The sequence below is a fragment of the Actinoplanes nipponensis genome (assembly GCF_016862275.1).
Lineage (GTDB): Bacteria > Actinomycetota > Actinomycetes > Mycobacteriales > Micromonosporaceae > Actinoplanes > Actinoplanes nipponensis.
Genome location: NZ_BOMQ01000053.1, coordinates 131,221 through 156,197, shown reverse-complemented (window position 1 = coordinate 156,197; position 24,977 = coordinate 131,221). Strand labels below are relative to the sequence as shown.

Here is a 24,977-nt window from a genome sequence, read left to right as displayed (position 1 = left end):
GCGGGCCGGGTCGGGGGTGGTCATGACGCCTGCTCGAAGGCCGTGTCGCTGGCGAGGACGGCCGCGCCGCTCACGCCGGCCCGGGCGCCCAGCTCGCTGAGCACCACCGGAAGGTTGCCGGTGGCCAGCGGAAGCGAGCGGCGGTAGACCACGCTGCGGATCTCGGCCAGCAGGATGTGGCCGAGCTGGGCGAGCCCGCCCCCGATGACGATCATCGACGGGTTCGCGAAGCTCACCAGCGTGGCCAGCGTCGCGCCGACCCGGCGGCCACCGTCGCGGATGAGACGGATGCAGGTGACGTCGCCCTCCGCGGCGCCCTCAGCCACATCGCGGGCGCTGATCTCGCCGTTGGCCGCCAGCCGTTCGGCGAGGGCCGGCGACTCGCCGCTGCGCGCCGCCGCGGCGGCGTCCCGCGACAGGGCGGCGCCGCTGAACAACGCCTCCAGGCAACCGGCGTTGCCGCAGGAACACATCGGCCCGTGCGCGTCGACCTGGATGTGGCCGATGTCGCCCGCGCAGCCGTCCACTCCCCGGTAGACACCGCCGCCGAGGTGGATGCCGCAGCCGATGCCCGTACCGATCTTGACGAAGAGGAAGTCGTCCACGGAGTGGGCGACCCCGCCGTGCCGCTCCCCGATGGCCATGATGTTGACGTCGTTGTCCACGACTGCCGGGCAGCCGTGCTCGCGCGCCAGCAACTCACGCACCGGATACCTGTCCCAGCCCGGCATGATCGGCGGCGACACCGGCACGCCGTCCCGGAAACTCACCGGCCCGGGCACCCCGATGCCGACAGCGTCGAGCCGCTCGAAGGCGCCGTCGGTGCGCGCCTTGGCGAGCAACTCGTTCACCCGGTGCAGAATGACCTTCGGCCCGGACCGGATGTCGGCGCTCTCCCCGTACGCGGCGACGGGCTCCAGCCGCCCGTTGGTGACCTCGATGTCGATCGAGCTGGCGCCGAGATCGACGGCGGCGAACCGCAACCGCGGCTGCAACTCCACCAGCGTGGAACGGCGTCCCCCGCGCGAGGCGGCCATGCCGGCCTCGGCGATGTAGCCGGCGGCGACGAGCCGCTCGACCTCGGCGAGCAGGCGGGGACGGGTCAGATCGAGCCGGTCACCGAGCTCGGCGCGAGAGATCGGACCCTCGTCCCGCAGCAGGCGCAACAGGCGCAAATGGGGGGCGTCGACGACATGCACGGGCAACCTCCGGCCGTTCACACCGCCGAAACGGGACGGTGTCACGCCCGTCACACTAGGGCCCTTCCGGCTCCTGAGTCCATACCTTCTCGATGATCACCACAAACTTTTGTCGTCTGATTCAAAAGTGGGGTGGGGTGGGAGAGGTGTTGCTGGTTGGGGCGAGGTCGCGGGGTGCGGGAAGGGTTGATGTGGGACTGGCAGCGGGCAGTGGGGGCATCGAGGGGAGGTGAGGTCGGGCCGCTGCGCAGGCGGGCCACTGCCCAGGCGAGCCGGGCGCTGCCCAGGCGAGCCGGGCGCTGCCCAGGCGGGCCAGACACTACGCGGGCGGGCTGCGCACTACGCGGGCCGGCTGGGCACTACGCGGGCGGGCTGGGCACTACGCGGGCGGGCTGGGCACTACGCGGGGGCGGGCCGGGCACTACCGCCGCGGGCGGGCCGCCGCACTAACGCGAGGTGCGGGTCGCGCACCTACCGCCGCGGGCCGGCCGCGCACCTACCGCCGCAGGCGAGCGGGGCACTGTCGCGAGGTGTAGGGCAGGCGCCACCGCCGTGGGTGGGCCGTGCTCTACCGTTGCGGGCGGGCACTTGCCGCGAGGTGTGGGGGTAAGCGCTACCGCCGTGGGTGGGCCGCGCACTACCGTCGCGGGCGGGCGGGCACTTGCCGCGAGGTGCGGGGCAGGCGCTACCGCCACATGCCGGCCGGCATTACCGACGACGTTGGTTCAAGGCACTGGGTCACGGGGCGCCTGCGGGCATCGCGGCTCGAAAACACCCCCGTGCGAAGCTCCGATCCGTGGCTGCCGACGGCATTGCGGGCAGCACGAACGTCATCGCCAACGACGGCACGGCGCTGGCCGGCAGCAAGCACGGTGCCTGTCAGCGGAATCGACCTGGCGGTTGCCGCCGACACGAATACGCGCGGCTGTCCTTGCCACGCCGCCGCCCGAACGATGCATGACGCACGGCGTCATGGACCCCCGCGGTGCCCGATCCCGGTGGGCCCGGGCGCTTCCTGACGGATCTTGGTGAGATATGGCCTCTATGTGGTCAGCACTCAACAAGGTCTCCTTGTCGCTGCCGGGGCGGCCGGTGCAGCCGGCTGAGGGGTGCGAGCTGCGGCTGCGGGCTGCGGCTGCCGGCTGGGGGCTGCGGCTGCGGCTGCGGCTGCGGCTGCGGCTGCCGGCTGCCGGCTGCCGGCTGCCGGCTGCGGGCTGCGGGCTGCGGGCTGCGGGCTGCGGGCTGCGGGCTGCGGACGATCTTGCGGTCAGTTCCGCGAAGGGATGCGCCCGTCGGACAGGCTTCACCTGGCCGATAGAGCCGTGCCCATCGCCACGAGGTAAGACCCCCGCGCGGCAAGCCGCCCAGCCTCATGAAGCCCGTCATGCCGAGCGACCGCTCCACAGCCAGATGCCGCGAGCCCAGCGCTTAGCTCCAGAGTGACGGGGTCGGCGTGGCCAAGCCCCTGGTCGGACCAACCCGGGCTCGACCAGGCCGGGCTGGGCCAGGGCTGGAACGGGAGCGGTCTGGAGCGTTCCACGCGAGATCCCCGACCCGTGACACAACCGCGCCGGGAACAGCGAACGGCCGCGGCCCCCAAGAGCGGGGTCGCGGCCGTCGGCTACGGGCTGGGTGGGCGCTAGTTGGTGCTCAGGCCCTTTTCGCTGCCCTTCTTGAGCTTGCGGTCGTCGCGCAGCTGGAGGAACGGCTCGTCGTCGGCCGGGTGGCCGGCCGCGATGGCCCGGCCCCGTTCCAGTTCGGCGTCGAGTTCGGCGCCCAGCATGATGGCGATGTTCGAGATCCACAGCCAGACCAGGAAGGCGATGACGCCGCCGAGGGTGCCGTACGTCTTGTTGTAGTTGGCGAAGTTCGCCAGGTACAGCGCGAACGCGCCGGAGGCGATCAGCCAGATCACGACGGCGAAGATGCCGCCCGGGCTGACCCAGCGGAAGCCGCCGGTCTTGGCGTTCGGGGAGGCCCAGTAGAGGATCGCGAACATCAGGCTGACCAGGATGATCAGGACCGGCCACTTGGCGATGTTCCAGGTCGTCACGGCGGCCGAGCCCAGCCCGATGCTGTCGCCCACCGCCTGCGCCAGGTCGCCGGTGAAGACCACGATGACGGCCGAGAGGATCAGCATGAGGCCGACCACCGCGGTGACGCCGAGGCGGATCGGCAGGGTCTTCCAGATCGGCCGGCCCTCGGGCACGTCGTAGATGGCGTTCGAGGCGCGCATGAAGGCGCCGATGTAGCCGGACGCCGACCAGAACGCCGTCGCCAGACCCAGGATCGCCGCGAAGCCGGCCGTGCCCGGGTCGGAGACCTGGTTGAGCACCTGGTCGAGGAGGTCCTTGATCTGGTTCGGCGCGATCTCGCTGACCGTGTCCTGCACCGTCTTCTGACCGTTGTCGCTGAGCATGCCCAGGATCGACACGAGAACCAGCACGCCCGGGAAGATGGACAGCACGCCGTAGTACGTGAGGGCGGCGGCCCAGTCCGTGACGTTGTCCTCGGAGAACTGCTTGACCGTGCGCTTGAGCGCCGCGAAGATGCCCTTGCCCTTCAGCTTCGCCGGGTTGTCGGGGCCGGCGTCGGGGCTGGGCGCGGACAGATCGGCTTCCTTGTCCGACGCCGTCCTGGTGGTCGAGACGTCGTGCCTGGCCCTGTCCTCGGCCTGCTCGGCGGCCTCGTCCTTCGTGTCGTGGTCCTTGTGCAGCTTCATGACGGGTCCCTCCGGGCGGTGCGGCGTGGTCCGGTCGGCCGGCTTCCGCCGTCGTGCCCCGGAGACACACCGCGCACGAAAGACGACCTCACCGTGGGTGGTGCCCGCTGTCACACCGGTCTAATCACCCGATCTCAGCCACCTTTCAGCTACTTGCAGAGCAGCTGGCCCATCCGGCGGCCCGCCACGGCCAGGCCGAGCGCGAACAGCACCAGCAGGTAGACCACGTCCAGCGCCTGCCGCCAGCCGACCGAGCCGGTGGTGACCGCGCGGATCAGATCGACCGAGCGGTACAGCGGCGTCACCTCGACCACCCAGCGCAGCACCGGCGGATAGGCCTGGGCCGGGACGAACGTGCCGGAGAACAGGAACAGCGCGAACTGCACCGACGCCACCAGGTCGAACTCCTGCCAGCTGCGCATGAACGTGGACAGTGCCATCCCGACCCCGCCGAAGGCGAAGCCCACCAGCACCGCCGCCGCGAACGCGAGCACGGCCAGGCCCGCGGTGGTCAGCCCCATCGCCACCATGATCACCAGGAACGCCGCCGCGTAGAGGGCGCCCCGGATCATCGCCCAGACCAGCTCGCCCAGGGCGATCTCGATCGGCCGTAGCGGGGTGGCCAGCATCCCGTCGTACAGCTTCATGAACTTCATCTTGCCGAAGAAGTTGAAGGTGGTCTCCGACAGCGCCCCGCTCATCGCCGACGACGCCAGCATGGCCGGGGCGACGAACGCCGCGTAGCCGATCACCCGGCCGTCGGGCAGCGTCAGGTCACCGATCAGCCGGCCCACCCCGACGCCGATCGAGAACAGGTAGAGGACCGGCTCCAGGAAGCCCGAGGCCAGCACCAGCCAGTACGACGACTGCAGCGTCGTCGCGTTGCGTTCGACCACGGACGACGACCGGCGGCCGGCGCCCTCGAACGAGATCAGCCGCGGCAGGATCAGGGTCACCACGTCAGGTCCTCCCTCACACCACGAGCCGGCGGGTGAACTGCCGGTGGGCCAGCAGCCAGCCGGCGCCCGCCCACAGGGACAGATAGAGCACGTGCCCCACCAGCGACCAGGCCGGCGCGACGCCCAGCGTGGCGGCCCGGCTCAGCTCCACGCCGTGCCACAGCGGCAGCGCGTACGCGATCCAGCGCAACGGGCCCAGCAGCGACTCCACCGGGAAGAACACCCCGGAGAACAGCGACATCGGGATCACGCCGAGCCGGAACAGCACCGCCAGGTAGCTGTCGACGCGGATCGTCGCCGCGTACGCAAACGTCGGGGTGGCCACCGCCAGGCCGACCAGCGCGGCGACCGGGAGCGTCGCCAGCGCCCACCACGAGTGCATCGCGCCGAACGCGGTGGCGATCACGAGGAACGCCGCGCAGCTGGTCAGCGTGCGGAACACCACGAACGCCAGATGCCCGTCCAGGATGTCGGCCACCCGCAGCGGGGCGGCCGCCTGCCCGAAGTAGATCCGCTGCCACTCGAAACCGCCCAGCACCGGCCAGGACGAGTCGCCGATCGCGACCTGCATGGCGGTGGACGCGATCAGGCCGGGCACGATCCAGTCCAGGTAGGGCACCCCGTCGACGCCGCCGGTGACGTACGTCCCGACCCCCACCCCGAAGCCGAGCATGGTCAGCAGCGGCAGCACGAACGACGACAGCACACTGCCCCGCCAGACCCGGCGGTACGCGACCAGGTGGTATTCCAGCACGAAGCGCGTCATCGGGGACCCCGCCGGCGCATCGTCTCGGTGCCGACCGGCGGGGCGCCGCGCTGCCCGCCGCCACGGACCGGGCGCACGAGAGTCTCAGTCGACAAGGGTCCGGCCCGTCAGGTGCAGGAAGACGTCCTCCAGGCTGCTGCGGCGCACCAGCACGCTGGCCGGGCTCAACGCCCGCCGCTGCACCTCGGCCACCGCGTCGTCGCCGTCGGCCACGTAGAGCAGGATGCGGTCGGGCAGCACCTCCAGCCGCTCCCCCACGCCGGCCAGCTTGCCCGCGAAGACGTCCTGGGACTCGGCGTTGAACCGCAGCTCGACCACCTCACGGGTGGAATACCGCTCGATCAGGGCCCGCGGTGAGCCCTCGGCCACGATCCGGCCGCCGTCCATCACCACCAGGCGGTCGCAGAGCTGCTCGGCCTCGTCCATGTAGTGAGTGGTCAGCACGAGCGTCACCCCCTGCTGCTTGAGCCGGAACAGCCGCTCCCACACCAGGTGGCGGGCCTGCGGGTCGAGGCCGGTGGTGGGCTCGTCGAGCAGCACGATCTCGGGCTCGTTGACCAGCGCCCGGGCGATCGTCAGCCGCCTCTTCATGCCGCCGGACAGCGGCTCGACCTTGCTGCCGGCGCGCTCGGTGAGCTGGACGAAGTCGAGCAGCTCGTCGGCGCGGGCGCGGGCCACCTTGCGCGGGATGCCGAAGAAGCGGGCATACGTGGTCAGGTTTTCCCGCACGGTCAGCTCGAGGTCGAGATTGTCGAGCTGCGGGCAGACGCCCAGCCGGGCGCGGATCGCCGGGCCGTCGCGGTGCGGATCCAGGTCGAGGATGCGCAGCACACCGCCGGTGGGCGGCGAGACACAGCCGATCATGCGCATGGTCGAGCTCTTGCCCGCGCCGTTGGGGCCCAGGAAGCCGAACGCCTCCCCGCGCTGCACGTCGACGTCGATGCCGTCGACCGCGGTGAAGTCGCCGAACCGTTTGACCAGCCCCCGGGCGTGAATGAGCGTCACCCGACCGACCCTAGTGAAGGGGTCCGACAGAAATCAGGCCGGCGGGGTGGTGGCCTCCCGCGCCGAACCCACGAGCTGATCGGTGACCTCGATGATCGGCTCGGCGTCCACCGCCGTCTTCGCGTCGTACCGCACCGCCCAGCTCAGGCCGTCCACCCCGCTGACCCGGCGGCCGACCACCCGGACGCCGCCGTTGGGCGGCAGCGGGTGGTGCGAGGTGTACGCCACCGACCGCGTCACCCGGGTGCGCACCTGGTCGGGCAGCTCCCCCGGCTCCAGCAGCAGGAAGCCCCGCACCGGCGCGTCGACCTGCACGGTGTAACCGTCGCGCTGCTGGGCCACCTCGGCCGGCGTGATCAGCAGCTCACGGCCGGACCAGGCCACCTTGTGGATCTCGTGCCAGCCGAGCCGCTCGCCGCCGGGCAGCCACAGGCCCCGGTTGGTGGCCACCAGCACCTGGTCGCCCGGCTCACCGACGTGGGCCCAGGCCAGGACGCGTTCCTCCGCCTCGAGGGCCGGCCGCAGCGCGGCGGGGAGCTTGGGACGCCGACGGAAGAGACTCACAATCCACCTGCCGCTTGGTCGCGCAGGGCGCGCGCGTGCTGTTCGAGGGAGAAGAGCTCCCCGGCCAGGGCCAGGTACTCGTCCTTGTGGGCGACCGGGTTGATCCGCTGCACCTTGGACTTCAGCTCCTTGATCCGGGTGGTGACCGCCCCCACCTGCAACCGGGCCAGCGTCACCTGCACGTACCGCAGATCGGCCTCGCCGTCGACGTGCAGCGGCACCACCGCCAGCTCGCCGACCAGGGCCTTGCCGCCCAGATCGTCACAGGCGTCGCGGACCGACTCGATCCAGCCGGCGCCGCCGGTGGCCGCCGCGGTCCCGCCGGCGGCCGCGATGGCCTTGCGGATGCCCTGGAAGACCGCGTCGCCGTAGCACTCCGGGCCGAGCGCGTCGAACATCGGGCCGGCCAGCACCGGATACTGCAGGGCCAGCTTCAGCGCCTCGCGTTCCACCAGGCGCTGCGGGCTGTCGGCCGGCCGGCGCGGGGTCGGCGCCCCGGACTGCTCCGGCGCGGAGGCGGCGGCCACCGCGCGCTGCACGGGCTCCAGGTCCATGCCCAGATCGCCGGCGAGCTTGCGGGCGTACTCGGGACGCTTCTCCCGGTCCTTGATCTTGGCCACCAGCGGCGCGGCCTTGCGCATGGCCTCCACCCGGCCCTCGACGGTGTCCAGATCGAAGCGGGCCAGCGTCTGCCGCAGCGCGAAGTCGACCAGCGGCTCCCGGCTCGCGATCATGTCCCGGACCGCCAGGTCACCGCGGGCCAGCCGCAGCTCGCAAGGGTCCATGTTGTCCGGGCTGACCGCGATGAAGGTACGCCCGACGAAACGCTGGTCCTCCTCGAACGCCCGCAGCGCCGCCTTCTGCCCGGCCGCGTCCCCGTCGAAGGTGTAGATGATCTCGCCGGTGAAGCTGTCGCTGTCCATCAGCAGCCGCCGCAGCACCCCGATGTGGTCGATACCGAAGGCCGTGCCGCAGGTCGCCACGGCCGTCGGCTCGCCGGCCTCGTGACAGGCCATCACGTCGGTGTAGCCCTCGACGATCACCGCCCGGCCCTGCTTGGCCATCTCCCGCTTGGCGTGGTCGATGCCGTAGAGCACGTGCGACTTCTTGTAGAGCGGCGACTCCGGGGTGTTCAGGTACTTCGGGCCGTCGTCGTCGTCGAACAGCTTGCGGGCGCCGAAGCCGATCACGTCGCCGGTCAGGTCCCGGATCGGCCACAGCAGGCGGCGGCGGAACCGGTCGATGAGCGAGCCGGAACGGGCCGGCTTGGCCAGGCCGCCGACGGTCAGCTCCTCGGCCGTGAAGCCCTTCTGCCGCAGGTGCTTGGCCAGCAGGTCCCAGCCGTCGGGGGCGAAGCCGCAGCCGTACTTCTCCGCGGCGTCGCGGCCGAAGCCCCGCTGGGCGAGGAACTCGCGGGCCTTGCGGGCGCCGGGCGTGGACAACTGCTCGGCGTAGAACTGGGCGGCGGCGGCGTGCGCGGCGATCAGGCGCTGCTTCTGGCCCGGCTGCTGGCGCGGGCCGTCGTTCTTGAAGCCGGACTCGTCGTAGCGCAGCTGGATGCCGGCCCGGCCGGCCAGCCGCTCGACGGACTCGAGGAAGGTCAGGTGCTCGGCGTCCATGAGGAACTTGATGGCGTCGCCGCCCGCCCCGCAGCCGTGGCAAAAGTAAACATTTCGGGCGGGCGAGACGGTGAACGACGGGGTCTTCTCGTCGTGGAACGGGCACAGCCCCTTGAGGTTGCCGCCGCCGGCCGAGCGCAGCGTCACGGTCTCGTTGATGATGTCCGCGATCGAGGTCCGGTCGCGGACCAGCGCGATGTCCTCGTCCTTGACCCTGCCCGCCACGGCTACATACTGCCTCGCCTCACCGGCCCGCTGCCATCAGGGTCCGGTGCCAGGCGACGGCCGCCGGGTCGGTCAGCGAGGCGACCTGGTCGATGACCACGCGCAACCGCGCCGCGTCCGTCTCCGCGGCCTTCCACAGCTCGGCGAACATCGGGTCCAGGTGCGCCGGTGCGCGCTCGCCGAGGACGGCCACCAGGTCGATGAGGATCTCGCGCTGGTGTTCGTACCACTGCTCGGCGGCCCGGGCGCGCATCACGTAGCGCAGCGCCATGCCCTTGAGCAGCGCGCACTGGTTACGGACGGTGCGCGGGACGATGAGGTCGACGGCGTAGCGGCGGACCGGGTCGGAGCCGTGCCGGCTGTGCGTCGCGCCGACCGCCGAGGAGACGAAGCGGCCGGTCAGGACGCTGGTCATCCGTTTGAGGGCGACCTGAGAGCGGTAGCCGCCGTCGTAGTCGGCGACGGCGGTCACCACCTCGTCGGCCAGCAGCAGCCGCAGGGCCTCGCCCAGCGCCTCCGGCGTCTCGTCGGAGTAGGTGGCGGCCACGTCGGCGCACAGTTCGGCCCGCTCGCCGGCGTCGTGCAGCAGCGGCCGGAGCGACAGGTAGCGGCCGTGCACGCCGTCCTCGACGTCGTGCACGGAGTAGGCCACGTCGTCGGCCCAGTCCATGACCTGGGCCTCCAGGCAGCGGCGTTCGCCGGCGGGCGCGGTGCGGCGGATCCAGTCGAAGACCGGGCGGTCGTCGTCGTACACGCCGAACTTGCGCCGGCCGGGGACCCGCGGCCAGGGGTACTTGCAGCTGGCGTCGAGCGAGGCGCGGGTGAGGTTGAGCCCGGCGCCGTCGACCTTGGCCTCCAGCCGGGTCAGCACCCGCAGGGTCTGCGCGTTGCCCTCGAAGCCGCCGCAGGGCTGGGCGGCCGCGTGCAGCGCGGCCTCGCCGTTGTGCCCGAAGGGCGGGTGGCCGATGTCGTGGGCCAGCCCGGCCACGTCCACCACGTCCGGGTCGCAGCCCAGCCGGGCGCCCATCTCGCGGGAGATCTGGGCGACCTCGAGCGAGTGGGTCAGCCGGGTCCGCAGGAAGTCGTCGGAGCCGGCGGTGTGCACCTGGGTCTTGGCGGCGAGCCGGCGGAAGCCGGCGGAGTGCAGGACGCGGGCCCGGTCACGCTCGTACTGGGTGCGCCCGTAACCGCTGTCCTTGGCGGGCTCGCGCACCCAGCGATGGGCATCGCCGTCCGTCATGTCCCCACCCTAAGGCGTCCGTCCCACCGGCCGATGCGAATGATGTGGAGTCCGATTCGCACACCCGGTCACGGTTCACCATCGTCGCCCGGCTGGTGCTCATGGCGGTGATAGGCGTGGCCTCGGTGGCCCTGGTCGGCATCGTCGCGCAGTGGGGATCGGCGAACCAGGCCAAGGCCACCGCCGACATGGCAGCGATCAGCGACGGCATGAGCAGCCAGTGGAACGCCGACATGATGCACGACGGCCTGCGCGCCGACGTCATGTCGGCGCTCTACGCCACCACCGCGGCGCAGCGGGAGGCCTACGCCGTGGCGGAGGTGAGCGAGCACGTGGAGACCCTGGTGACCAAGTACGACGCGGCCGCGGCCGCGGCGCCGCCCACGCTCGCCACCGAGTACGCACGGGTGCGACCCGAGGTCGTGGCGTACGGGGAGGCGGCCCAGGGGCTGGTGGCGCTGGCCGCGACCGATCATGCCGCCGCCGCGGCGAAGCTGCCGGAGTTCCTGGACAGCTTCGGGGCGCTGGAGGAGGACCTCGGCGCCATCGACGACGCGATGCTGGCCGCGGTGCAGGATGCAGGACGTATCGGCGACGACTCCGGGCGTACCAGCGACTGGCTCATCCTGGCCGCCGGGCTGGCCGGAGCGGGCCTCACGGCCGCGGCCGCGCTGCTCACCATCCGGGCCGTGCGCGGCCCGTTGCGGCAGATGGTGGCCGCGCTGCGGGCCGCCGCCGGCCGCGACCTGACCGTCGAGGTGCCGGTCGCGCGCCGGGACGAACTCGGCGAGATGGCCCGGGCGCTGAACGAGGCCCTCGCCGCCATCCGCACCACCGTGGCCGCCACGGCGGCCGGCGCCGGCGCGCTGACCGCGGCCAGCGGCGACCTGCGCGACCTGGCCGGGCGGCTGGACGCCTCGGCCGAGCAGACCTCCGGGCAGGCCCGCAGCGCCGACAGCGCGGCGCGGCAGGTGTCGCATTCGGTGACCGACATGATGGCCGCGACCGAGGAGCTGTCGGCCTCCATCCGGGAGATCGCCCGGCAGACCACGGACGCCGCGACCACGACGGCGACCGCCAGCGAGAACGCCGCCGCCACCACGACCCTGGTCGGCACGCTCAGCGACGCCAGCCGGGAGATCGGCGACATCGTGCGGCTGATCACCGCGATCGCCGAGCAGACCAACCTGCTCGCGCTCAACGCCACGATCGAGGCGGCCCGGGCCGGCGACATGGGCAAGGGCTTCGCCGTCGTCGCCTCCGAGGTCAAGGACCTGGCCCAGGAGACCGCGCGGGCGACCAGCGACATCACCGCCCGGATCGCCGCCATCCAGGACATGACCGGCCGGACGGCGGCCGCCATCGACGCCATCGCCGGGGTCATCACCCGCATCGACGACGGCCAGCGGACCATCGCCGTGGCGGTCGAGGAGCAGTCGGCGACCACCGAGCTGATGGCCCGCAACGTCGGCGAGGTGTCCACCGCGGCCACCGAGATCAGCGGCACGGTCACCGGCATCACCGCGTCCACCGGGGAGACCGCCGAGAGCGCGAACACCACCCGGCGCTCGGCCGAGCGGGTCAGCGCCGCCGCGGACGAGATCCAGGGGCTGATCGGTCAGTTCAGGTACTAGCCGGGGGCTTGCGCGAGGACAGCACGCAGAACTCGTTGCCCTCCGGGTCGGCGAGCACCACCCAGCTCACGTCGTGCTGGCCGATGTCCACCGGCCGGGCGCCCATGTCCACCAGCCGCTCGACCTCGGCCTCCTGGTCGTCCGGGCGCAGGTCGAGGTGCAGGCGGTTCTTGCCCTTCTTGGCCTCCGGCACGGGCGTGAACAGCAGGCCGGGCAGGGTGTCGGGGGTACGCCGGATCTCCACCTCGTCCGGCTCCTCGTGCACGATCCGATAGCCCAGGGCCTCCGCCCACCAGCGGGCCAGCCGTGCCGGGTCCTCCGCGTCGACAACGACCTGCTCCCACTGACTGGGCATCGGCTCTCCCTCACGTGACGCCATCGAAAGTGGCGATCATGTTACGCGCACCCGGCGGCGGGATGACGACGGAACGACGCACCGCCCGTGCGCCCTGCCCCGCAATGGCACCACAGACTCCCCGCAAAGGTCGATGCCGTCGGTCCGAGGAGTCGAGGGCGGGCGTACCGGGACGCTGCCGCCCGGCGCGGCCGACCACGCGCATCCACAACGAGATGAGCATCGAAGACGATGACGCACAACGGGTGCGACCGAAGATCCCGACGTGGCCGCAGGATGGCCCATTGTGACGGCGCGGACGGCAAGATCCGGGACCGGCTCGACCAGCACCACCCCGGCCGGCCGTGGCAAAGGAGCCCGGCAGTCCCGCCAACGGCCGGGTACGGCGAACGGCGGGAGCATCGCTCGGCTGAGGAGAGATGTGCCCGGGGTTGAGAACTGCCTGCAGGAGGCCATGGCGATACCGGGCGCGATCGGCGCCAGCATCGTCGACTACACCACCGGCTTCCCGGTCGCCGCGACCGGAGCCGCACCCAACTCCGACCACGACGCGGCGGCCGCGGGCACGGCGGACGTCGTGCAGGCCGCCCAGAGCAGGTCGCTGTTCGTCTCGGCGATACCGCACGACCTGCTCGAAGACCTGATCATCACGACCGCGGGGGGCTACCACCTGCTGCGGCTCGTCCAGACCGATTTCGACAGCCGGCTGGTGCTCTACGTGTGGCTGGACCGGGTCCGCGGCAACCTCGCCGTGGCCCGGCGCCGCATGCAGGCGCTCGCCGAGGACCTCGTGGCGACCTGATGCCGCGTACCGACCCGGTGGGAAGGAGTGACGGTGAAGGCCTCGAAGACCGCTGCGCCCGGGCGCCTGCTCACGCAGGCAGCGGGCGAGCGGCAGACCGGCGCGCTGGTGGTGGGCGGCCAGCCCGGCGGCACCGTCTACCTCACCGAGGGACAGGTGACCTACGCCGAGTCGCCGGCCGCGCCCGGCGTCGGCGAACTGCTGACGGCCTCCGGCCGGCTGGCCGCGCGCACCTGGCAGGCCGCCCTGGACGCCGGCACCTCGCACGCCCGGGTCGGGCCGATCCTGCTCGAGCAGGGGCACCTGACCCAGGGCGAGCTGGAGCTGTGCGTGCTCGGCGCGACCTACGACGCGGCGTACTTCGCCCTCGGCCCCGCCTCGGCGCCGGTCGAGTTCCTGGCCGGCGCCGCGCACTGGCTGGGCCGGATCGTGCAGGTCGACCCCGCCGCGGTGGTCCGCGAGGCCCGCCGCCGGGGCCGGCTGCTGGACGAGATCTACCCGCACCCGCAGCTCGACACGGCCCCGGTGATCCCGGTGCCCCGCCCGCCGGTCGAACGGATCACGCTCACCGCGGCGCAGTGGGAGCTGCTGGTGCACGCCGACGGCCAGCGCACCCCGGCGGACCTGGCCCAGCTGCTCGGCCGGGCCGGCTACGCCACGATCCAGGAGCTGCGCCGGCTGGCGGCGCTCGGCCTGATCGAGCCCCCGCGGGTACGCGAGCGCGCCGGCGACGGCCCCGACCTGGTCCGGCCGCCGCGGGTCCGGGGCACCGCTGTGGACGTACCCCGGCCGGCCCGGCTGCCCGGGGACGGTCCGACCGTACCCATCATCGTCGGGCAGCGACCGGCCCCGGCCTCGGGTGACCCGCCCGGGGCGGCCACGGAGACCGGGCCGGGGTACCGGCCGCCGCGGCTGGCCCGGCGCAAGCCGGGGGCGAAGCTGCCCAAGGAGATCGCCGCGGACACCACGCAGATGCACCCCGGCACCGACGAGGTGCTGCTCAAACGGATCCGCACCGCGCTGAAAGCCCTGCGATGACGCGGGCGCCGCCCTGCGGAAGACGGCCCGAACCAGGAAGGAGAGACCGAGGATGACGGTGGATCCGGCAGTACTGACCGAGCTCGGCCGGCTGCGCGCCAGGGTGCCCGAGCTCTCCGGCAGTGTCCTGGCCACCACCGACGGCATGGTCGTCGCGCACGATGCGCACGGCATCGAGCCGGACAGCCTGGCTGCCCTGGCCGCCGCCCACCTCGCCCTCGCCCGCCGCTTCGCGCACGCCGTCAACCACGGCGAGCTGCGTGAGTCCGTGGTCGAGTGCGACGGCGGATACATCACCTCGTACACCGCGGGCCCGAACGCCCTGCTGACGCTGGTCACGTCCGGGAACGCCAACCTGGCCATGGTCCATCTCGAGGCCCGCCGGGCGGTCCGGCGGCTGGTGGCGATCCTCGTCCTCGAGGCGCCGGCGCCGGACCACCAACCGCTCCCGGCCCGCAGCGGGCCGTCGATACCGCTGGCCCGGCGCACGCCGATGGCGACCCTGCAGGGCACCTTCCGCGGCCGGCAAGCCGGCTGACCCCACCCCACGAAAGAGGAATCTCATGGCTGACATGGACACCGCACTCAAAGAGATCATGGACATCGACGGCGCGGTCGGCGTCGCGCTGGTCGACCACACCAGCGGCATGGCGCTGGGCACGGTCGGCGGCGGCAAGGAGCTCGACCTGACGGTCGCGGCGGCGGGCAACACGGACGTGGTCCGCGCCAAGCTGCGGGCGATGGAGATGCTCAACATCACGGAGAAGATCGAGGACATCCTCATCACGCTGGACAGCCAGTACCACCTGATCCGGCCGCTGACCAGCCGGTCCGGCAAGGGGTTGTTCCTGTACGTGGCGCTGCGCCGGGACCGCTCGAACCTGGCGATGGCCCGGCACCAGCTCAAGCGCATCGAGAACGACCTCGACGTGTGACCGGCCGGCGGCGGGGAACGGCGCGGCGCGTCCTCCCCGCCGCCCGGCCGGCGGCTACCGGGAGCTGTCCGGCCCGGTGTTGGTGCCGACCGCGACCACCTGGGGCACCGGCTCGCGGGTCACCACGGACTTGAGCAGCTTGCGCTTGGTCTCGCGCCCGTCGACGAAGGTCACCTCGTACGTCTTGGTCCGCACCCCGTCGATGCCGGCGGTGCGCGGCTCCCGGACACCCTTGGGCAGCCAGTTGTCCTTGACCGTGCGCGAGGTGAACCTGATCGGCTCGGTCTCGGTGATCTTGCGCTTCTGCACCCCGGACGACGGGACGGCCGCGGACGCCGGCGCCGAACCCGCGGCGGCCGGGGCCGAGGCCACCGGCTGCCAGGCCGGGGTCGCCGCGGACGGGCCGGAGTCGCCGCCGACCGCCCGCACCACCCCGAACGCCCCGGCGGCGCTCAGCGCCACGGTCGCGACGGCGATGCCGGCCTTCTGCACGGCGCTCAGCCGGGTCCACACCGATGTCTGGTTTTCCACTCGCACATTGTGGAGGTCCGGTTCCCGCCCGAGATCAGCCATTCGGGCGTTTGCCGGGCCCGAGCAGACGGCTGCGGTCACCCGGTGTGCCGCCACCCGGCCCGAGGCCCGTCGCCCTGGCGGGCATGCGGCTGCGGCATACCATCGCGGCGTGCCCGACAGAGGATCGCCGTCACCGCGGCTCGCGCTCCTGCTTCCCGGCCTCCGCTACTCACCGGAACGGCCGCTGCTGCACTTCGCCCGCGCCGTGCTCCACAAGCACGGCTGGACGACCCGGGAGGTCCGCTGGCCCGAGCGCCCGCCGGAGCCGGCCGGCCAGGACTGGCACGCCTGGTCCACCCGGCTGCGGACCTTCGTCCAGGCGCACGTCAGCCGGCTGCTCGACCAGGAGAGCACGCCGGACATCGCCCTGGTCGGCAAGTCGATGGGCGCCTTCGCCGCCGGGGTCGCGGCGGACCGGAGCCTGCCCGCCGTCTGGCTCACCCCCGTGCTGCGGGATTCGCCGCTGCCGGCCGACCTGCGCCGCGCCACGGCGCCGTTCCTGCTGGTCGGCAGCGTGGCCGACCCCTCGTGGGACCCCGGGATCGCCCGCGATCTCGGCCGGCCGGTGCACGAGGCCCGCGACGCCGACCACAGCATGGAGATCGCTGACGACCCGGTGCGGTCGGTGGAGGTGCTCCGCGACGTCACCGCCGCCGTGGACGCCTTCGTGGGCACGTGGTGAGCGCCTCGAGTGCCACTACGACCTGCACGACCTGCCGCCGGAGCGGTCCGCCGAGCCCGGGCCCATGCTGCAGCGGGTCGAGCGGGCCGTCATGGCCCTGGGCGGGATCGCCCCGGTGCACGTCGACAAGTGGGGCGACGGCGGCGCGCACCTGCACCTGTGGCTGATCGCCCGGCAGGCCGGGATGATGCAGCTGCGGGGCACGTGCCTGCCGGTGTGGGACGACGTGCTGCCGCCGCAGGACGAACGGCAGTGGCGCGGGGTCATGGCCGAGATCGCGGCCGGCCTGGCGGCGGACGGCGGCACGGCGTACGTCTAGCGCAGCCGGGACCGGGCGGTCGGGGCCAGCGGCAGCACCGTCGCCGCCGGGTCGACCCGCGCGAGGTGCTCGTCCATCGCGTCCTGGTCGTCGAAACGGGCGAACCACACGTACGCGTGCTCCCCCTCGCGGACCGGCAGCGCCGGGAAGGTGTTCTTCTCGTACGCCGTCGTGAAGCTCGCCAGCGGCGGCAGCTCCGGCTCCGGGAACGTCTCGAACGGCGCGTCGGCGAAGTGCAGGGTCGCTACGAAACGGGACGAGGGCAGCGCCGAACCGCGGGTCGCCGGCACCGGGAAGCCCGCACCCAGCGGCCGGAGCAGCAACACGTCGTCGAAGTCGATCATCGTGGCGTTCGCCGCGTCGCGATGTGCCGCCCAGACCGGTCCGCCGTAGAAGCGGGCCAGGGCCGCCGCCCGGGCGGGCATGTCCGCGAAGCCGCGCAGCCAGACGAACCGGTCCGGGTCGCGCAGGTCGCGGAACTGGCCCAGCACCGCCATCCCGGCGTCCTCCTGGGTTTCCACCAGCTCGCGGTCGAACAGCTCGATCAGCTCGTCGCGCCGGCCCGGGTGCAGCGTGTACTGCCGCAGCTCCACGATCGGGTACGTCATCCTCCGCTGTTCTCCATCTCGGCGCCCTCGGGCACCGTGTCGTCGTCGCGGCTCTCCAGCCAGCCGTACGGCAGCGACACCTTGCCCGGCGCGTTGATCCGGCCGCGGGGCTGACCCAGCGACTCGCGCGGGAACGGCGCGTCGTGTTCCAGCTGCGCCAGCAGGCCGTCCAGCTCGGCCAGCGACTTGACCATGGCCAGGGCCCGGCGCAGGTCGCCGCCGACCGGGAAGCCCTTCAGGTACCAGGCGATGTGCTTGCGGAAGTCCGCGCAGCCGTGGCGCTCGTCGCCCAGCGCCTGCACCAGCAGGTGGGCGTGCCGGGACATGATCGCCGCGACCTCGCCCAGCGTGGGCAGCTCCTGCGAGACCCGGCCCTCGAACGCCGCCTGCAGGTCCTTGAACAGCCAGGGCCGGCCCAGGCAGCCGCGGCCCACGACCACGCCGTCGACGCCGGTGTGCTCGACCATCCGGATGGCGTCCGACGCCTCCCAGATGTCGCCGTTGCCCAGCACCGGCACGTCCAGCGCCTGCTTGAGGGTGGCGATCGCGTCCCAGTCGGCGGTGCCCGAGTAGCGCTGCTCCGCCGTACGGGCGTGCAGCGCCACCGCCGCCACGCCGGCCTCCTGAGCGATCAGCCCGGCCTCGACGTAGGTCAGGTGGTCCTCGTCGATGCCCTTGCGCATCTTGATGGTCAGCGGGATGCCGGCCGGCGCCGCCGCCTCGACCGCCTGCTTGACGATGCGGCCGAACAGCTTGCGCCGCCAGGGCAGGGCGCTGCCGCCGCCGCGGCGGGTGACCTTCGGCACCGGGCAGCCGAAGTTGAGGTCGATGTGGTCGGCCCAGCCCTCCTCGGCGACCATCCGCACGGCCCGGGCGGTCACGTCCGGGTCCACGCCGTAGAGCTGGAGGCTGCGGAACTCCTCGTCCGGGCCGAACGCGATCATCTTCAGCGTCTTCGGGATCTGCTCGACCAGGGCCCGCGTGGTGATCATTTCGCAGACGTAGACGCCGCCGCCCTGCTCGCGGCAGAGCTTGCGGAACGCGACGTTGGTGATGCCGGCCATCGGCGCCAGGACCACGGGCGGCCACACCTCGTGTTTGCCCAGCGTCAGCGGCGCGGTGGTGAGAGCGGAAGTCACGCCGTCGAGCATGGCACACGCCCTTCTGGCAGAGTCAAAACGTGGACCCCAAGCAGAACCCCCGGCGCCTGGTCGCCGTCTTCTCCTCGCCGGTCGCCGAGGTGCTGCTGCGCTTCGGCGTCGAACTCGGTTTCCGCTCGGTGCTGGTCGAGCCCGACCCGACCCGGCTGCTCGGCCCGCCGCGGCCGCACGGCGACACCTTCGTCAGCGACCTCGCGGCGGCCCGCATCGACGAGCACACCGACGTCGTGCTGACCGATCACCACCGGCCGGAGATCGGCGCGGTGCTCAAGGAGGTGCTGGCCGGCCGCCCCCGCTGGGTGGGCATCGTGGGCAACCCCAAGCACGAGGGCCCGCACGTCGCGGCGCTCAAGGAGCTCGGCGTCGGCGACGAGGACATCGCCCGGGTGCACCGCCCGGTCGGGCTGAACATCGGCAGCCGCGCCCCGGCCGAGATCGCCGTGGCGATCCTGGCCGGCCTCCTGGCCGATCGCAACGACCGGCCAGGAGGCTTCGAGTTCTGACCGCTCAGCAGCCGGGCAGACGCTCGATCAGGTAGCGCTCGATCTGGTCCAGCGCCACCCGCTCCTGCTTCATGGTGTCGCGGTCGCGGACCGTCACCGCGTCGTCGGTGAGGGTGTCGAAGTCGACCGTGACGCAGAACGGCGTGCCGATCTCGTCCTGGCGCCGGTAGCGGCGCCCGATCGCCTGCGAGTCGTCGAACTCCACCATCCAGCGCTTGCGCAGCAGGTCGGCCAGGCCGCGGGCCTTGGGCGACAGCTCCGGGTTGCGTGACAGCGGCAGCACGGCGACCTTGATCGGGGCGAGCCGCGGGTCGAAGCGCATGACCGTGCGCTTGTCCACGCCGCCCTTGGTGTTGGGCGCCTCGTCCTCGTCGTACGCCTCGAGCAGGAAGGCCAGCACCGCGCGGGTCAGGCCGGCCGCGGGCTCGATGACGTACGGCACCCAGCGCTCCTGCTTCTCCTGGTCGAAGAAGCTCAGGTCCACCCCGGAGTGCTTGGAGTGGGTGGTCAGGTCGAAGTCGGTGCGGTTGGCGATGCCCTCGAGCTCGGCGAAGTCGGTGCCGCCGAACTGGAAGCGGTACTCGATGTCGACGGTCCGCTTCGAGTAGTGCGACAGCTTCTCCTTCGGGTGCTCGAAGAAGCGCAGGTTGCCCTCGGACAGGCCGAGGTCGCGGTACCAGTCCCAGCGCTGCTGCAGCCAGTACTCGTGCCACTGCTCGTCGGAGCCCGGCGGGACGAAGAACTCCATCTCCATCTGCTCGAACTCGCGGGTCCGGAAGATGAAGTTGCCCGGGGTGATCTCGTTGCGGAACGACTTGCCGACCTGCGCGATGCCGAACGGCGGCTTCTTGCGGGCGGCGGTCGCCACGTTGTTGTAGTTGACGAAGATGCCCTGGGCGGTCTCGGGGCGCAGGTAGTGCAGCCCCTCGGCGCTCTCGGTCGGGCCCAGGTACGTCTTCATCAGGCCGTTGAACATCTTCGGCTCGGTGAAGGTGCCCTTGTTGCCGCAGTTGGGGCAGTTCAGCTCGGTCAGCGACCCGGGCGGCGTGCCGTGCTTGTGCTCGTACGCCTCCTCCAGGTGGTCGGCGCGGAACCGCTTGTGGCACGACTGGCACTCGGTCAGCGGGTCGACGAACGCCTCGAGGTGCCCGGAGGCGGCCCACACGTCGCGGGCCAGGATGACGGCGGAGTCCAGGCCGACGATGTCGTCGCGCTGCTGGACCATCGTCTTCCACCACTGCTGGCGGACGTTCTCCTTCAGCGCCACGCCGAGCGGACCGTAGTCCCACGCCGACCGGGTGCCCCCGTAGATCTCGCTGGAGGGAAAGACGAAGCCCCGGCGCTTGGCCAGGCTGACGACGGCGTCGATACGTTCGGCGGGCATGTTCCTCCTACGCCGGCTGGTTGTCGGCGGGGACGTCGGAGTCGGACAAAATGAGGAGATTACTCCTCGACGCTGCACACCTCGAACCCGCCCGTCTGGCGGTCCTGCCCCAGATAGGCGCGCAGGTCGGCGGTGTCGCCGTCGGCGTAGGTGACCGCGACCGGCGCGGACAGCCGGACCAGCTCGACCTCGCCCACGTCCCAGGAGGTGATCGGCTCGCCGGTGGAGACCCGGCTGATGAACTGGGACTCGCTCTCCTCGCCCTTGGCCTCGTCGCAGAGCTGGTCGTAGGCCTGGGACCACTCGCGGTCGCGCAGCGCGTCGAGGTAGTCGCCCACGACCACCTCGGCCTGCTCGTTGAGGGCGCTGGTCATCACGGTGGTGAGCCCGACCGCGGCGGCCACCCCGCCGCCGCAGACCAGCACGAGGACGCCGGCGCCGAGCCCGAGGCCCAGGCCGACGCGCCGGCCCCGGCCCTCGACCGGCGGTGCGGGGAAGGGCGGGAACACACCCGGGCCCTGCGGCGGCGGTGGCGGCTGCTGCCCGAGGAGGGTCATGGGATCAAGCGTACGGCTCAGCGCCAGGGTTCCGCGGCCCGGTCGCTGGCCGTCACCTCGACCGCGCCGCCCGGCCCGGCCGAGGCCAGGGTCTCGAACGCGGACGGCTCGTCCAGCGACTCCGACAGCAGCGGGGTGGCGTGCACCTTCACGTCGAAGCCGCCGAGCGCGCGCCGGTAGGCTCCCACGGACTCCCATTCGGTGACCAGGGTCCAGTAGGCCGGGTCGTCCAGCGCGCGGGTGAGCCGGCCGGAGAGATAGCCGGGCCGTTCCGCGAGGGCGGCGAGGGCGGCGTGCGCCCGTCCGGTGAACGAGTCCTGCGTGTCCGGTGGAACGACGAAGCGGTTGAGCACCAGCATGGGGCTGAGCCTACGCACCGAGGAGAGGCGCCGACGTGACACCGTCCCCGTCCGACAACCTGCTGCGCCGGCTGGCCCGGGTCAACCCGACGACGGCCTTCGTGGTGGCCCTCGCGGTGCTGCTGGCCGGCCTGTTCCTGCCCGGCATCATCGGCGCCGCGCTGCTGTTCCTGCTGGGCGCCGCGCTGGTCGCGCTGACCTTCACGACGTGGCCGGTGCAGTCGCCGTCGGTCCGCGCGGTCCGCGTGATCATGCTGGCGCTGCTGTTCGCCGCGGTCGTGGCCAAGGCGATCTGACTCATGCGCTTTTGACAATCATTACCAATACGGCGCACAGTGGGTGGCATGATGCCCCGCCGTCGCCTGCTCGCGGCCACCGCCGCCGTCCTGCTGGCGGCCGCCGGCGCCGGCTGCGGCGACGAGTCGGGCGGGTTCGGCGCGGACGGGCGCCTGGCCGTGGTGACCGCCTTCTACCCGCTGGAGTTCCTCGCCCGGCGCATCGGGGCGGACGCCGTCACGGTCACCGAGCTGACCAAGCCCGGGTCCGAGCCGCACGACGTCGAGCTCAATCCCCGCCAGGTCGCCGCGATCAGCGACGCCGGGCTCGTCGTGCACCTCGCGGGCTTCCAGCCGGCGGTCGATGAGGCGGTCGCCCAGGAGGCCGCGGACCGGGCGCTGGACGTGGGCTCGGTGGTGCCGCTGCTGAGCCCGGCCGCCGACGAGCACGAGCACGTGCCCGGCGAGCCCGAGCACGCCGAGGGCGCGAAGGACCCGCACGTCTGGCTCGACCCGGTGCGGTTCGCCACGATCGCCGACAAGCTCGCCGAGCGCCTGGGACAGGCCGACCCGGCCCGGGCGGCCCAGTACACCGCGCGGGCGGCGACGCTGCACGGCGAGCTGGACAAGCTGAACGCCGAGTACGCCGCCGCCCTGAGGACCTGCGCGCGGCGGGAGATCGTCACCAGCCACACCGCGTTCCACTACCTCGCGGACCGCTACGGGCTCACCGAGGTCGGCATCACCGGCATCTCGCCGGAGTCCGAGCCGTCGCCGCAGCGCCTGGCCCGGGTGGCCGAGCAGGCCCGGTCCACCGGCACCACCACCATCTTCTTCGAGACGCTGGTGAGCCCCAAGGTCGCCGAGACCATCGCCCGCGAGGTCGGCGCCCGGACGGCGGTCCTCGACCCCATCGAGGGCATCACCGAAGCGGGCTCGGACTACTTCACCGTCATGCGCGCCAACCTCAGCGCCCTGACCGCAGCCCTGGGATGTCCGTCATGAGCGTCCTGACCGTCTCGCACGCCGCCGTCTCGTACGGCGGCCGCGCCGTCCTGCACGACATCGACCTGGACGTCCAGCCGGGTCAGGTCGTGGCCGTCCTGGGCGCCAACGGCTCCGGCAAGTCCACCCTGATCCGGGCGGTCCTCGGCCTGGTGCCGCTGGAGGCCGGAGAGGTCACCCTCTTCGGCACCCCGCAGCGCCGGTTCCGGCAGTGGGCCCGGATCGGCTACGTCCCGCAGCGGATGGGCGCCGGCAGCGGCGTGCCCGCGACCGTCGGCGAGGTCGTGGCCTCCGGGCGGCTGGCCCGCCGGGGCATCTTCCGCCCGGCCGGCGCGGCCGACCGGGAGGCGGTCCGCGCGGCGCTGACCGACGTGGGCCTGCTGGACCGGATCGCCGACCCGGTCGGCACCCTGTCCGGCGGCCAGCAGCAGCGCACCCTGATCGCCCGGGCCCTGGCCGGGCGACCCGACCTGCTGATCCTGGACGAGCCCACCGCCGGCGTGGACGTCGCCAGCCAGGACGCGTTCGCCGGCGCGCTGGGCCGCTTCGCCGGGCGGGGCGGCACGATCGTGCTGGTCGCCCACGAGCTCGGTCCGATCGAGCCGCTCATCGACAAGGCGGTCGTGGTGCACCACGGCCGGATCGCCTACGAGGGCGCGGTGCCCGAGCCCGCCGGGCACCACGCCGAGCCCGGCCACGACCACGTCCACCCGCACGCCGAGGCCGAGCGGGCCGGGATCTGCGTGGCGCCCACCGATCGAATGGCCGGCTGATGGACCTGTTCGCCTACGACTTCATGGTGCGCGCGCTGGTCGGCGCGCTGATCATCGGGCTGATCGCGCCGGCGCTGGGCATCTACCTGGTGCAGCGGCGGCTGTCGCTGATCGGCGACGGCATCGGCCACGTAGCGCTCACCGGGGTCGGCGTGGGCCTGCTGCTGAACCAGTCCCCCGTGCTCACCGCGGTGGTCGTCGCCGTGGTCGGCGCGATCGGGGTGGAGCTGGTGCGCGAGCGCGGCCGCACCTCCGGCGACCTGGCCCTGGCGCTGCTGTTCTACGGCGGCATCGCGGGCGGCGTGATGCTGGTCGGGCTCTCCGACGACAGCAGCAACGCCAACCTGATGCAGTTCCTGTTCGGCTCGCTGACCACCACGTCGCGGCCGGACCTGATCGTCATCGCCGGGCTCGGCGTCGCGGTGCTGGTGGCGATGCTGGGCCTGCGGCAGGCGCTGTTCGCCGTCTGCCACGACGAGGAGTACGCGCGGGTGTCCGGCCTTCCGGTCCGTACCCTCAATCTGCTGATGGCCGTGACCACCGCCGTGACCGTCACGATCGCCATGCGCACCGTCGGCCTGCTGCTGGTCAGCGCGCTGATGGTGGTGCCGGTGGCGGCCGCCCAGCAGGTCACCCGCGGGTTCCGCGCCACCATGGCCGCGGCCATGGTGATCGGCGTGACCGCGGCCGCCGCCGGTGTGTGGGTGGCCGGCGAGGTGGACACCGCGCCGGGCGCCACCATCGTCATCCTGGCCATCGCCGCCTTCGTCGCGGTGACCGTGGCCGCGGGCACCTGGCGGATGCTGCGCCGCCGGCTGCACCCGGCCCACCAGCGCACCGCGGCGCAGCTCGAACCGCCCGAGGTCGTGCTGCGGACGCAACCGTGAGCAGTAACGTGAACCCGGTGACCACGACCGGCTACGAGGCGTACGAGGCGGCCGGCGAGCTGCTGCGGGCGCTGTCGGCGCCGATCCGGGTGGCGATCGTCGCGGAGCTCGGCGCGGGCGAACGGTGCGTGCACGAGCTGGTGGAGAAGCTCGGCGCGCCCCAGCCGCTGGTCTCGCAGCACCTGCGGGTGCTGCGCGGCGCCGGCGTGGTGCGCGGGGCCCGGCGGGGCCGCGAGATCGCATACTCACTCGTGGACGAACACGTGGCCCACATCGTCGCCGACGCCGTCAGCCACGCGAGGGAAGGGTCATGAGCGACTGCACCGAGCGACGCCTGGCCGCAACGCCCCGCGGCCGGGACCGCGAGGGCCGGGAGCGCATGACGAAAGGAGGCACAGCCTCGTGAGCGAGGACAGCACCGTCGTCCGGAACACCAAGCAGCGCAGTGCGGTCAGCGCGGTCCTCGCCGACGCCGAGGGCTTCAACAGCGCCCAGGACCTGCACGCCATCCTGCGCGAGCGCGGCGAGCGCGTGGGCCTGACCACCGTCTACCGCACGCTGCAGGGCCTGGCCGACGCCGGCGAGATCGACGTGATGCGCCCGCCCGGCGGCGAGCACCTCTACCGCCGGTGCAGCCAGGGCCACCACCATCACCTGGTGTGCCGCTCCTGCGGGCGGGCCGTCGAGGTGGAGGGCCCGGCCGTCGAGACCTGGGCGGAGAAGGTCGCCGGCCGGCACGGCTTCGTCGACGTTTCGCACACCATGGAGATCTTCGGCACCTGCCCGGAGTGCGCGGCCAAGCGTTCCTAGCCGCTCCGTGGGACGCTGT

Annotated in this window: 29 protein-coding genes; 14 read left to right on the top strand and 15 right to left on the bottom strand. The window is 72.6% G+C overall.

Annotated features, from left to right (window positions below; genetic code table 11):
- Window positions 1-20 precede the first annotated feature (20 nt).
- From Ani05nite_RS22350 to Ani05nite_RS22315, 8 genes are all read right to left on the bottom strand, one after another.
- The gene (locus tag Ani05nite_RS22350) at window positions 21-1,199 is read right to left on the bottom strand and encodes an ROK family transcriptional regulator (RefSeq protein WP_203771045.1); all 1,179 of its coding nucleotides are present in this window, start codon (window positions 1,197-1,199) and stop codon (window positions 21-23) included.
- Between the two features lie 1,639 nt (window positions 1,200-2,838).
- On the bottom strand, window positions 2,839-3,921 hold the full coding sequence (locus Ani05nite_RS22345) for a YihY/virulence factor BrkB family protein (protein ID WP_203771043.1): 1,083 nt from the start codon (window positions 3,919-3,921) through the stop codon (window positions 2,839-2,841).
- Between the two features lie 149 nt (window positions 3,922-4,070).
- Complete coding sequence (locus Ani05nite_RS22340; protein WP_203771042.1) at window positions 4,071-4,880, bottom strand: ABC transporter permease; 810 nt, start codon at window positions 4,878-4,880, stop codon at window positions 4,071-4,073.
- A gap of 13 nt (window positions 4,881-4,893) precedes the next feature.
- Complete coding sequence (locus tag Ani05nite_RS22335) at window positions 4,894-5,646, bottom strand: ABC transporter permease (RefSeq protein ID WP_203771040.1); 753 nt, start codon at window positions 5,644-5,646, stop codon at window positions 4,894-4,896.
- An 84-nt stretch (window positions 5,647-5,730) separates the two neighbouring features.
- Window positions 5,731-6,651, bottom strand: a complete 921-nt coding sequence (locus Ani05nite_RS22330; protein WP_203771038.1) for an ABC transporter ATP-binding protein — start codon at window positions 6,649-6,651, stop codon at window positions 5,731-5,733.
- A 33-nt stretch (window positions 6,652-6,684) separates the two neighbouring features.
- Entirely contained in the window at window positions 6,685-7,215 is a 531-nt protein-coding gene (locus tag Ani05nite_RS22325) for a hypothetical protein (protein WP_203771036.1), read from the bottom strand.
- On the bottom strand, window positions 7,212-9,059 hold the full coding sequence (gene dnaG, locus Ani05nite_RS22320) for a DNA primase (protein ID WP_203771035.1): 1,848 nt from the start codon (window positions 9,057-9,059) through the stop codon (window positions 7,212-7,214). The genes Ani05nite_RS22325 and dnaG overlap by 4 nt, the downstream gene beginning before the upstream one ends.
- Before the next feature lie 19 nt (window positions 9,060-9,078).
- Complete coding sequence (locus Ani05nite_RS22315) at window positions 9,079-10,299, bottom strand: deoxyguanosinetriphosphate triphosphohydrolase (RefSeq protein WP_203771033.1); 1,221 nt, start codon at window positions 10,297-10,299, stop codon at window positions 9,079-9,081.
- A gap of 44 nt (window positions 10,300-10,343) precedes the next feature.
- Between Ani05nite_RS22315 and Ani05nite_RS22310 the strand changes: the two genes are divergently transcribed.
- Entirely contained in the window at window positions 10,344-11,933 is a 1,590-nt protein-coding gene (locus tag Ani05nite_RS22310; RefSeq protein ID WP_239130491.1) for a methyl-accepting chemotaxis protein, read from the top strand.
- Here the strand turns inward: Ani05nite_RS22310 and Ani05nite_RS22305 are convergent.
- On the bottom strand, window positions 11,923-12,288 hold the full coding sequence (locus tag Ani05nite_RS22305) for a VOC family protein (protein ID WP_203771031.1): 366 nt from the start codon (window positions 12,286-12,288) through the stop codon (window positions 11,923-11,925). The genes Ani05nite_RS22310 and Ani05nite_RS22305 overlap by 11 nt on opposite strands.
- A gap of 421 nt (window positions 12,289-12,709) precedes the next feature.
- On the opposite strand from Ani05nite_RS22305, the gene Ani05nite_RS22300 reads away from it, so the two are divergent.
- Genes Ani05nite_RS22300 through Ani05nite_RS22285 form a run of 4 tightly spaced genes read left to right on the top strand, consistent with a single transcriptional unit; the run spans window position 12,710 to window position 15,063 of the window.
- Window positions 12,710-13,090, top strand: a complete 381-nt coding sequence (locus Ani05nite_RS22300) for a roadblock/LC7 domain-containing protein (RefSeq protein ID WP_203771029.1) — start codon at window positions 12,710-12,712, stop codon at window positions 13,088-13,090.
- A 33-nt stretch (window positions 13,091-13,123) separates the two neighbouring features.
- Entirely contained in the window at window positions 13,124-14,128 is a 1,005-nt protein-coding gene (locus Ani05nite_RS22295; protein ID WP_203771027.1) for a DUF4388 domain-containing protein, read from the top strand.
- Window positions 14,129-14,180: 52 nt separating this feature from the next.
- Window positions 14,181-14,666: a roadblock/LC7 domain-containing protein gene (locus tag Ani05nite_RS22290; RefSeq protein WP_203771025.1), complete on the top strand. Its 486-nt coding sequence runs from the start codon at window positions 14,181-14,183 to the stop codon at window positions 14,664-14,666.
- A 25-nt stretch (window positions 14,667-14,691) separates the two neighbouring features.
- On the top strand, window positions 14,692-15,063 hold the full coding sequence (locus Ani05nite_RS22285) for a hypothetical protein (RefSeq protein WP_203771023.1): 372 nt from the start codon (window positions 14,692-14,694) through the stop codon (window positions 15,061-15,063).
- 54 nt (window positions 15,064-15,117) lie between these two features.
- Here the strand turns inward: Ani05nite_RS22285 and Ani05nite_RS22280 are convergent, their stop codons facing one another.
- Window positions 15,118-15,594 carry a G5 domain-containing protein gene (locus Ani05nite_RS22280; RefSeq protein ID WP_203771021.1) on the bottom strand — a complete coding sequence of 159 codons (477 nt, stop codon included), beginning with the start codon at window positions 15,592-15,594 and terminating at the stop codon, window positions 15,118-15,120.
- 151 nt (window positions 15,595-15,745) lie between these two features.
- On the opposite strand from Ani05nite_RS22280, the gene Ani05nite_RS22275 reads away from it, so the two are divergent.
- Complete coding sequence (locus tag Ani05nite_RS22275) at window positions 15,746-16,318, top strand: alpha/beta hydrolase (protein ID WP_203771019.1); 573 nt, start codon at window positions 15,746-15,748, stop codon at window positions 16,316-16,318.
- A gap of 64 nt (window positions 16,319-16,382) precedes the next feature.
- Window positions 16,383-16,637 carry a hypothetical protein gene (locus tag Ani05nite_RS22270; RefSeq protein WP_203771018.1) on the top strand — a complete coding sequence of 85 codons (255 nt, stop codon included), beginning with the start codon at window positions 16,383-16,385 and terminating at the stop codon, window positions 16,635-16,637.
- Here the strand turns inward: Ani05nite_RS22270 and Ani05nite_RS22265 are convergent.
- Together Ani05nite_RS22265 and dusB are read right to left on the bottom strand one after the other, a co-directional pair.
- Entirely contained in the window at window positions 16,634-17,245 is a 612-nt protein-coding gene (locus Ani05nite_RS22265) for an NIPSNAP family protein (protein WP_203771016.1), read from the bottom strand. The two genes, Ani05nite_RS22270 and Ani05nite_RS22265, sit on opposite strands and share 4 nt — an antisense overlap.
- The gene (gene dusB, locus Ani05nite_RS22260; RefSeq protein WP_275410603.1) at window positions 17,242-18,384 is read right to left on the bottom strand and encodes a tRNA dihydrouridine synthase DusB; all 1,143 of its coding nucleotides are present in this window, start codon (window positions 18,382-18,384) and stop codon (window positions 17,242-17,244) included. Before dusB ends, Ani05nite_RS22265 begins: the two co-directional genes overlap by 4 nt.
- A 41-nt stretch (window positions 18,385-18,425) precedes the next feature.
- On the opposite strand from dusB, the gene Ani05nite_RS22255 reads away from it, so the two are divergent.
- On the top strand, window positions 18,426-18,908 hold the full coding sequence (locus Ani05nite_RS22255; RefSeq protein WP_203771013.1) for an XdhC family protein: 483 nt from the start codon (window positions 18,426-18,428) through the stop codon (window positions 18,906-18,908).
- Window positions 18,909-18,912: 4 nt separating this feature from the next.
- On the opposite strand, the gene Ani05nite_RS22250 is transcribed toward Ani05nite_RS22255, so the two are convergent.
- The 3 genes from Ani05nite_RS22250 to Ani05nite_RS22240 are packed head-to-tail and all read right to left on the bottom strand — an operon-like array spanning window position 18,913 to window position 21,208.
- On the bottom strand, window positions 18,913-20,292 hold the full coding sequence (locus Ani05nite_RS22250; protein WP_203771011.1) for a glycine--tRNA ligase: 1,380 nt from the start codon (window positions 20,290-20,292) through the stop codon (window positions 18,913-18,915).
- 59 nt (window positions 20,293-20,351) lie between these two features.
- A complete protein-coding gene (locus Ani05nite_RS22245; RefSeq protein WP_203771009.1) occupies window positions 20,352-20,849 on the bottom strand; it encodes a hypothetical protein in 498 nt (165 codons plus the stop codon).
- A gap of 17 nt (window positions 20,850-20,866) precedes the next feature.
- Complete coding sequence (locus Ani05nite_RS22240) at window positions 20,867-21,208, bottom strand: antibiotic biosynthesis monooxygenase family protein (RefSeq protein ID WP_203771008.1); 342 nt, start codon at window positions 21,206-21,208, stop codon at window positions 20,867-20,869.
- A 35-nt stretch (window positions 21,209-21,243) separates the two neighbouring features.
- On the opposite strand from Ani05nite_RS22240, the gene Ani05nite_RS22235 reads away from it, so the two are divergent.
- The 6 genes from Ani05nite_RS22235 to Ani05nite_RS22210 all read left to right on the top strand — a co-directional run bounded on the left by Ani05nite_RS22235 (window position 21,244) and on the right by Ani05nite_RS22210 (window position 24,958).
- Window positions 21,244-21,504, top strand: a complete 261-nt coding sequence (locus tag Ani05nite_RS22235; protein ID WP_203771006.1) for a DUF6703 family protein — start codon at window positions 21,244-21,246, stop codon at window positions 21,502-21,504.
- Between the two features lie 51 nt (window positions 21,505-21,555).
- Window positions 21,556-22,488 (top strand): metal ABC transporter substrate-binding protein, encoded by a 933-nt coding sequence (locus Ani05nite_RS22230; protein WP_377880910.1) that lies wholly within the window; start codon window positions 21,556-21,558, stop codon window positions 22,486-22,488.
- A complete protein-coding gene (locus Ani05nite_RS22225) occupies window positions 22,485-23,261 on the top strand; it encodes a metal ABC transporter ATP-binding protein (RefSeq protein ID WP_203771002.1) in 777 nt (258 codons plus the stop codon). Before Ani05nite_RS22230 ends, Ani05nite_RS22225 begins: the two co-directional genes overlap by 4 nt.
- The gene (locus Ani05nite_RS22220; protein ID WP_203771001.1) at window positions 23,261-24,148 is read left to right on the top strand and encodes a metal ABC transporter permease; all 888 of its coding nucleotides are present in this window, start codon (window positions 23,261-23,263) and stop codon (window positions 24,146-24,148) included. The genes Ani05nite_RS22225 and Ani05nite_RS22220 overlap by 1 nt, the downstream gene beginning before the upstream one ends.
- A gap of 17 nt (window positions 24,149-24,165) precedes the next feature.
- On the top strand, window positions 24,166-24,462 hold the full coding sequence (locus Ani05nite_RS22215; protein ID WP_203771222.1) for an ArsR/SmtB family transcription factor: 297 nt from the start codon (window positions 24,166-24,168) through the stop codon (window positions 24,460-24,462).
- Between the two features lie 88 nt (window positions 24,463-24,550).
- A complete protein-coding gene (locus Ani05nite_RS22210; protein WP_203770999.1) occupies window positions 24,551-24,958 on the top strand; it encodes a Fur family transcriptional regulator in 408 nt (135 codons plus the stop codon).
- The last annotated feature ends 19 nt before the right edge of the window (window positions 24,959-24,977 follow it).